Genomic DNA, 6856 nt, shown 5'->3' on the forward strand with positions numbered 1-6856 from the left:
CCGCGCCGCGCGCGACCCGCAGCTGGTCGCCGCCGGGGCGGCGCTTGTGGACGGCCGGCTGTCGGTGGCCGAGGCCACCCTGCGCGACATCCTGAAGGCCCGACCGACCGACGTTGCGGCCATCCGCATGCTGGCCGAGATCGCCACCCGGCTGGGCCGCTACGAGGACGCCGAGGCCCTGCTGGCTCGGTGCCTGGAGCTGGCGCCGACCTTCGCCCCGGCCCGCCAGAACTATGCGGTGGTGCTCTACCGCCAGACCAAGGCCGCCGAAGCCCTGGCCGAGGTCGAGGCCCTGTTGGCGCAGGACCCGGTCAATCCCGGCTATCGCAACCTGCAGGCCGCCGCGCTCGGCCAGCTGGGCGAATACCCCCGCGCCATCGCGGTCTATGAGGCGCTGTTGGGGGACTATCCCCTGCAGCCCAAGGCCTGGATGAGCCTGGGCCATGCGCTCAAGACCGTCGGCCGACAGGGCGACGCCATCGACGCCTATCGCAAGGCGCTCGAACTCGCCCCGCAGATGGGCGAGGCCTGGTGGAGCCTGGCCAACCTGAAGACTTTCCGCTTTGAGGCCACGGACCTCGCCGCCATCCGCGCCCAGCTGGCGCGAGGCGACCTGTCCGACGAGGACCGGTTCCACCTGGAGTTCGCCCTCGGCAAGGCCCTGGAGGACGCCGGCGACTATGGGGCCTCATTCGCCGCCTATGCTCAGGGAAACGCCCTGCGCCGCAAGTCCCTGGACTACGACGCCGACGAGACCCACCGGGCCATGCTGCGTTCCCGGGCCCTGTTCACGCCGGACTTCCTGGCCGCCCGCGCGGGGCAGGGGTGCGAGGCGCCGGACCCCATCTTTATCCTGGGCCTGCCGCGGGCGGGCTCGACCCTGATCGAACAGATACTCGCCAGCCACTCGATGATCGAGGGCACCATGGAGCTGCCGGACATCCCGGCCATCGCCAAGCGCCTGGGCGCCCGGAGCCGCAAGGACCAGGAGAGCGCCTATCCCGAGGTGCTGGCTGAGCTGTCGGCGGAGGAGCTCAGGGCGCTGGGTGAGGAGTACCTTGAGCGGACGCGCGGCCAGCGGAAGCTCGGGCGGCCCTTGTTCATCGACAAGATGCCCAACAACTTCGCCCACGTCGGCCTGATCCGCCTGATCCTGCCGAACGCCAAGATCATCGATGCGCGGCGCCATCCGCTGGGCTGTTGCTTCTCGGGCTTCAAGCAGCACTTCGCGCGTGGCCAGGGCTTCACCTACGACCTGACGGACCTCGGCCGCTATTATGCGGACTATGTGGCCCTGATGGCCCATTTCGACGCCGTGGCGCCGGGGCGGGTCCATCGGGTGATCTATGAGCGGATGGTCGCCGATCCCGAATCGGAGACGCGCGCCCTGCTCGACTATTGCGGCCTGCCGTTCGAGGACGCCTGCCTGCGGTTCTACGAAAATGACCGCGCCGTACGCACCGCCAGCTCAGAACAGGTGCGGCGGCCGATCTTCACCGACGGCCTGGATCAGTGGCGAAACTTCGAGCCCTGGCTCGATCCCCTCAAGGCGGCCCTGGGGTCTGTGCTTGAGGCGTACCCTGACGCGCCTGCAACCCCCTGATGCGTCCGCGCAACAGAGCGAAAGGATGACGCTCCCGTCAGCTTGACAGGCGCCCGGCTCAGGCGCGCTGTGACGCCCGCATGTCGCGGATGTGACCGCGCCATGACTTGGTGTTTGCGCGAGGGGAAATCGCATGGGGCGTCAGACGCGGAATCGGATGGCTTTTGGAGCGGCCTTGATGGCCGGCAGCATGCTGGCGGGCCTGCCAGCGGCGTATGCGGCTGAGGCGGCTTCCGGGCCGACGGTCGAGGAACTGGTCGTCACCGCTCAGAAGCGCGAGGAAAATGTCCAGGACATCCCGCTCGCCGTCACCGCCTTCTCGACCAAGAAGATCGAGCAGCTGCACATCGGCAATGTGACCGATGCGTTCAACATGCTGCCCAGCGTGTCGTTCCAGAGCTCCACGCCCGGCTTCTACAACGTCTATATGCGCGGCGTGGCCTCGGGCGGCGACGGCAACCACTCCGGCTCCCTGCCCAGCGTCGGCGTCTATCTGGACGAAGCCCCGGTGACGACCATCGGCGGCGCCCTGGACATCCACTTCTACGACATCGCCCGGGTCGAGGCCCTGGCCGGACCGCAGGGCACCCTGTACGGCGCGAGCTCGCAGGCGGGCACGGTGCGGATCATCACACAGGAGCCGAAGCTTGGGGTGTCGGAGTCCAAGTACGACCTTGAGGTCAACGGCGTCGCCCACGGTGGGATCGGCTACAAGGCCGAGGGCCTGGTGAACATTCCGGCGGCCGACAATGTCGCCGTGCGCCTGGTGGCCTGGGGCGAGCACCGCGCCGGCTATATCGACAACGTCAAGGGCACGCGGAGCTATCCGACCTCGGGCGTGACCATCAACAACAACGCCCTGGCCGATGACGACTACAACGACGTCGACGTCTATGGCGCGCGGGCGGCCCTGAAGATCGACCTCAACGAGACTTGGACGATCAAGCCGTCGATCAACTACCAGGACATGAAGACCAACGGCTACTTCGGGTACGACAAGACCCTGGGCGAGCTGAAGGTGAAGCACTTCAAGCCCGAGAGCAGCCACGACCGCTGGTATCACGCCGCCCTGGCGGTCGAGGGCAAGATCGCCAATTTCGACCTGGTCTATGCCGGCGCCTACATGAACCGGAAGATCGACACCCAGTCGGACTACACCGACTACTCGTTCTTCTATGACACCCTGTTCGGCTCGGGCGCCTACGTCACCGACAACCTGGGCAACCCGGTCGATCCGACCCAGTACATCCTGGGCAAGGACAAGTTCACCAAGGAAAGCCACGAAATCCGGCTGACCTCGCAGGCTGACCAGCCCCTGCGCCTGACCGCGGGCCTGTTCTACCAGAAGCAGACCCACGACATCCTGCAGAACTATCGGATCGACAAGATCGGGTCCGACGTCGCCGTGACCGGTTGGCCGGGCACCCTTTGGCTGACGGATCAGTACCGCGAAGACCGCGACAGCGCCGCCTTCGGCGAAGTGTCGTGGGACGCCACCTCGAAGCTGACCCTGACCGCCGGCATCCGCGCCTTCAAGGCGGAGAGTGAGCTGCGCGGCTTCTACGGGTTCTCGAAGGGCTATTCCTCGCGGACCGGCGAGGCGGCCTGCTTCAAGCCGACCGTTGTCGGCCGCGGACCCTGCACCAATCTGGACAAGTCGGTGGAGGAGACCGGCGAGACCTACAAGGTCAACGCCACCTACCACATCAATGACGACAAGATGGTCTACGCCACCTACTCGACCGGCTTCCGGCCGGGCGGCGTGAACCGGCGTGCGACCCTGCCGCCCTACAAGTCCGACTTCATCAAGAACTGGGAGCTGGGCTGGAAGACCCTGTGGGCCGACCGCAGCCTGAAGTTCAACGGCGACGTCTATTACGAGACCTGGGACGACTTCCAGTTCTCGGTCCTGGGCGCCAACTCCTTCACCGAAATCCGCAACGCCAACCAGGCGCGGATCTACGGCGCCGAGGTGGACGTGGTCTGGCAGCCGGTGCAGGGGCTGAGCATCTCCGGCGCGGCGGCCTACACCAACGCCGAGCTGACCGAGAACTACTGCAACGCCCTGGACGCCAAGGGTAACCCGATCACCAGCTGCGCCAGCCCCGAGGCGCCCAAGGGCACCGAACTGCCGGTGACGCCGAAGCTGAAGGCCAACTCGGTGGTCCGCTATGAGTTCCCGTGGTGGGACTTCGACGCCCATGTGCAAGGGGCGTTGACCTATACCGGCTCGGCCTATGCCGACCTGCGGCTCAAGGAGCGTTCGATCCTGGGCAAGCAGTCGGACTACACGACCTTCGACCTGTCGACCGGGATCGCCAAGGACAACTGGACGGCTGAACTGTCGATCCGCAACGTCTTCGACGAGATCGGCGACACCTATCGCTCCGCCCAGTGCACGCCGGGCGTCTGCGGCGGGATCACCTACATCGTGCCGGTCCAGCCGCGGACCATCGCGATCAGCTTCGGCCAGAAGTTCTGATCAACACCGTCATCCTCCGGCGCCCATAGGGCGTCCGGGGGATCCAGACGGCTTCGGCAAGTTCAGCTTGGGTCCGCCGGATCCCCGCCTGCGCGGGGACCGGAGGATGACGTGGGTTTGGGTGTTGTGCTCAGACCCCGAACACTTTGTGCAGGAACGGGTTGAGCAGGCGGCCCTGCGGGTCCAACTCGCGGCGGACCTCAAGGAAATCCTTCCAGCGCGGGTAGAGGGCGGCGAAGTCGGCGGCGCCCAGGCTGTGCAGCTTGCCCCAGTGCGGCCGGCCGCCATGGCGGCGGAAGATCGGCTCGATCAACTCGAACATGAAGCCGTACTGGTCCTTGTAGTGGCAGTGCACGGCCACCGAGCCGCGCGGCCCGGCGTTGAAGGGCGACAGCCAGGCGTCGTCGGCGGCGATGCGTCGGACCTCGATGGGGAAGAAGACGTCCGGGCGGTGCTTCTCAATGGTCGCCACCACCTCCTTGAGGGCTGGGATCTGGGCCTCGGGCGGCAGGTGATACTCCATCTCGTTGAAGCGAACCGGCCGCTCGGTGGAGAGCAATTTCCAGCCCTCGTCGACGGCTTCCTCCGGTTTGGCGGTGGAAAGCAGGGCGTGGGCCGCGGCCTTGCGCAGGGGCGTTGAGAAGGCCAGCAGGTTGCGGCACGAGCGCAGCACTTCGAGGAAGCCGCTGTCGGTGTCCGGCCCCCGTGGGCGGGCCGCCTCGTCGGTTTCGTCGTGGCTGATGTTCGCGGCGAGGCCGGTGAACGGCACGGCGTAGAACTCGAAATTGCGGTGCTTGGCCCAGCGGGCCTCGGCCTGGTCGCAGGCGGCCTCGAAGTCCTCGACCCAGACCCGGCGGTGCAGGCGCCGGTTGGCGGCGGTGGCGAGGTGGGCCTGGGTGATCACGCCCAGCGCGCCCATGGAGACCTTGGCGGCCTGGAAGATCTCGGGGTTCTTGGTCGGGCTGGCCTCGATCACCTCGCCGGTCACGGTCGCCAGGCGCAGGCTCTGGGCTTCGGCGTGGATGGCGGGGATGGCCTTGCCGGCGCCGTGGGTCGCGGTGCCCATGGCCCCGCCCAGGGACTGCTTGTTGATGTCCGGCAGGCCCGGCATGGCCCGGCCCTTCTCGGCCAGGGCGGGACCGAGCGCCCCCAGGCGCGTGCCGGCCCAGACCTGGGCGACGTCCCCGTCCCAGCCCGCGACCCCGGCCAGGTTGTCCAGGGAGACCAGGGTCCCGTCGGTGGGCACCAGGGCGGTGAAGGAGTGGCCGGCGCCGACGGCGCGGATCGGACCCGGCGCCTTGGGCAGGAGAGCGGCGAGTTCGTCCTCGCTGGCCGGGGCGGCGCGCTGCGCCGGATAGGCGTGCTGGATGCCCGACCAGTTGCGCCACAGGAGGCGGTCGTTCTGGTCCAGCACCGGCGGAGCGGGCGGTTCAGGCTTCTCGCGATTGGCCAGGGTCACGGCCCCGGCGCCGGCGGCGACAACGCCCAGGCTCCCGGCGGTGAGGGCGGCGCGGCGGGAGATCTTCATTTCGCATCCTCCTTGTCGGCCATGAAGCGCACCAGGGCCTGCAGGTCGCGCGGACCGCAGGCGACGCATTGGCCCAGCGACGGCATGCCCTTGTAGCCCTGGACCACGTGCAGCAGCAGGACCTCCTCGCCCTGGGCCCAGCGGGGCCCCCAGGCGCGGGCGTCATGGGTCAGCGGCGCCCCGGAATCCGGATTGGTGTGGCAGGTCTTGCAGGCGCCCTCGTAGAGCTTGGCCAGGCGCGCGTCGGCGGGAGCGAGCTTCGCCGCCTCGGCCGGCGTGATCGGCTTCGACCCGCAGGCCGCCAGGGCGGCGCAGGCGACGACGATGGTGACGATGGTCTTCAAGATCCCTCCCGTGCGGGCTTTGGCGCCCGCATCCCCTGGGGCGCGACCATGCCCGAACCTGCGTCTGGCGCAAGACGGGGCGGGGCAGGTTGTCACGGCTGCGTGATGGCCCTTTCGCCGTCGCCCGGAAGCCCGCATTTGCGGTGCAGCTCACCGAAGGTTCCTGAATGCCCGCCACCCGCGCCGACCGCTATTCCAATGTCGCCATCGTCCTGCACTGGGTGATCGCGGCGGGTATCGTCTTCCAGATCCTGTTGGCCTGGCGGATGGACGACCTGAAGACGCCGCTCGGCTTCGCCCTGATCCAGCTGCACAAGTCGGTGGGGATCACCATCCTGCTGCTCAGCCTCGTGCGGCTGGGCTGGCGGCTGGCCAATCCGCCGCCGCGCGAGGTGGGGCTGAACCGCTGGGAAGCCACCCTGTCGAAGATCACCCATCTGTGCTTCTACGGGATCATGATCGGCATGCCGATCACCGGCTGGATCATGGTCTCGGCCAGCCGCATCAGCATTCCGACCGTGCTGTTCGGGGTCGTGCCCTGGCCGCATGTGCCGGGCCTGGCGCACCTGGCCGAGCCGGCCAAGTCGGCCTGGCGGGCGATCGGCCATGAAGGGCATGAGTGGCTGGCCTTCGGGACCTATCTGCTCCTGCTGCTGCACGTGGCCGGGGCGCTCAAGCACCAGGTCTTTGACCGAGAGAGCCCGATCCTGGCGCGGATGGCGCCGGGCGCTCAGCCGGGGCGCTGGTTTGATCCGCGTCTCCTGATGATCGGCGCGGGCGGCCTGGCCGTGATCGCCCTGGCTGAACTCGTGAAGCCGCCCCTGCCGGCCCAGGCGCCTGCGCCGGCCGCCCAGCCGATGACCGATGACCTGCCGGAGGCGCCGCCGGCCGCCGCCGCG

The 6856-nt window shown here is 68.3% G+C and carries 5 protein-coding genes; 3 read left to right on the forward strand and 2 right to left on the reverse strand.

Going from position 1 to position 6856, the window contains the following annotated elements; genetic code table 11:
• Positions 1–1603: tetratricopeptide repeat-containing sulfotransferase family protein (locus ACFQ27_RS20415; protein ID WP_377354869.1), on the forward strand; the 1603-nt coding region annotated here is incomplete at its 5' end.
• Positions 1604–1781: 178 nt separating this feature from the next.
• Positions 1782–4085, forward strand: coding sequence for a TonB-dependent receptor (locus ACFQ27_RS20420; protein WP_377354870.1), 2304 nt, complete (start codon positions 1782–1784; stop codon positions 4083–4085).
• A 130-nt stretch (positions 4086–4215) separates the two neighbouring features.
• On the opposite strand, the gene ACFQ27_RS20425 is transcribed toward ACFQ27_RS20420, so the two are convergent.
• The gene (locus ACFQ27_RS20425) at positions 4216–5613 is read right to left on the reverse strand and encodes a D-arabinono-1,4-lactone oxidase (protein WP_374342781.1); all 1398 of its coding nucleotides are present in this window, start codon (positions 5611–5613) and stop codon (positions 4216–4218) included.
• Positions 5610–5957 carry a c-type cytochrome gene (locus ACFQ27_RS20430; RefSeq protein ID WP_377354871.1) on the reverse strand — a complete coding sequence of 116 codons (348 nt, stop codon included), beginning with the start codon at positions 5955–5957 and terminating at the stop codon, positions 5610–5612. The genes ACFQ27_RS20425 and ACFQ27_RS20430 overlap by 4 nt, the downstream gene beginning before the upstream one ends.
• Before the next feature lie 167 nt (positions 5958–6124).
• Between ACFQ27_RS20430 and ACFQ27_RS20435 the strand changes: the two genes are divergently transcribed.
• Positions 6125–6856, forward strand: a 732-nt coding sequence (locus ACFQ27_RS20435; RefSeq protein WP_377354872.1) for a cytochrome b, incomplete at its 3' end; no start/stop codon positions are given.

The sequence above is a fragment of the Phenylobacterium conjunctum genome (genome assembly GCF_042679085.1).
Taxonomy (GTDB): Bacteria; Pseudomonadota; Alphaproteobacteria; order Caulobacterales; family Caulobacteraceae; genus Phenylobacterium; species Phenylobacterium conjunctum.